General features: G+C 44.2%; 2 protein-coding genes. Both read left to right on the forward strand.

Annotated features, from left to right (window positions below; genetic code table 11):
• Positions 1–846 (forward strand): hypothetical protein (locus KDK16_RS08780; RefSeq protein WP_257275647.1); only part of this gene is annotated, 846 nt, incomplete at its 5' end.
• 100 nt (positions 847–946) lie between these two features.
• A complete protein-coding gene (locus tag KDK16_RS08785; RefSeq protein WP_257275648.1) occupies positions 947–1,150 on the forward strand; it encodes a DUF2970 domain-containing protein in 204 nt (67 codons plus the stop codon).
• Positions 1,151–1,521 lie beyond the last annotated feature (371 nt).

The raw sequence follows: 1,521 nt of genomic DNA on the forward strand, positions 1-1,521 counted from the left end.
GCTCTTCCTCATAAAGCTGAGTATTGTTGCTGCCTGCCGTTGTTGTGCGATCTGATTTGTTTTAAGCTTTTCGGTATTGCGCAGCAGATAGAGTGTATTCATTGGTATAATTTGACTCTGGACAAGAGAAAGATGTCGGGGGCAGATGTGCGGGTATTTTACGCCTGGAAGCTGTTTGCAAATATTGCGACCAAAGCGATTGGCGAGGTCGCAGAACAGAGAGTATTTGCTAATGAGACCGACAGTGATATTCATAAAATAAAATCCTCGCTGTTTACCAGCCTGATAACAGCCCTTCCCTACGGGACAAAGTTACTGGTAACAGCTTTTACAGGAAATAACTATGCCAACCACTTATTGATGGCTGTACCGGCCGATCACCTGCTCTCATGCTCGATCAGTGTGAATGGCGTCTGCATTCAACTGTTTTTCCATCGTATTCTGGGAGAAGCTGATATGACCATTGTTCCTGCTACATCACTGGAACCGGCTAAAAAAGTGACATCTGGCCTTTCTTATATTCCGTCAGCGATGACACAGGTTGCCATAGGAAAAGCTTTGAACGCGCTGGGGATGACTGTATGTGGTGGACATTACATAAAAGGCGCCGGGTATGCATTGGTTGACGGTGTCGATAAATATCTGATTGCCCAAGGTGCCAGCGATCTTAGCCGGTATACAGCGTTAACGGGTGGTGCCCTTTTTATGAGTTACAGTAACTATTCATTCAACAGGGCATTTGCGTCTGGATTCAGTTACCGCTACGCAAAATATCTGATGATTTTGGCAAGTACGGCTTTTATGACACTGTCTGAGTTTTACTTTCATACAACTATATTAAGGTGATTTTAACTTGATTGCGTCATGGTAGGTCTTCTCTTGTCAGATCACTTGTGATTTCATCGCAGGGATGCAATAAGATGACACAGGCACGGAATGGAGAACTATGATGGCAAATGGCACAGGCTTTCTTTCAACGTTGCAGAGCACTCTGGCGTCGGCGTTTGGTGTACAAAGTGAAAAAAAACGGAAGCGTGATTTCTCTCAGGGGCGTCCGGCGCACTTCATCATCGCCGGTATGATTGGAACACTTGTTTTTATTCTGATCTTAATGCTGGTGGTGAAACTGGTGCTCAGTCAGTCTGGGTAGACTTATTGATGACTGACCCAATATACGGCAGTAACAACAACCAGCATCACGATTGAAACAGCTGCAATAGCATCAACAGTACTGTCTTTCGTGGGTTTTCCCTGAGCCATTCATCATCCCCTCAATCAGTTACTTGACATTCAGTTATTTGATAGCGCTACTCCAAGCTAGCCGATTATCAGTCTTTGGGCAACTAGCAGTTGCCCGGCTTGATGATCCTTTTCCACAACATAGGTCTTGATTGAGGCATTCATCTGAAATAGTGTACCCGTAGCTTGGAATCGGATCGGTATCATCAATCTCTCTTATGCAGAGATGCGTTTGGAGATGCTGGTTTCATCTAGGTATATAAAAGAATTTTTTATTACAAA

Source organism: Endozoicomonas sp. SESOKO4 (assembly GCF_024606275.1).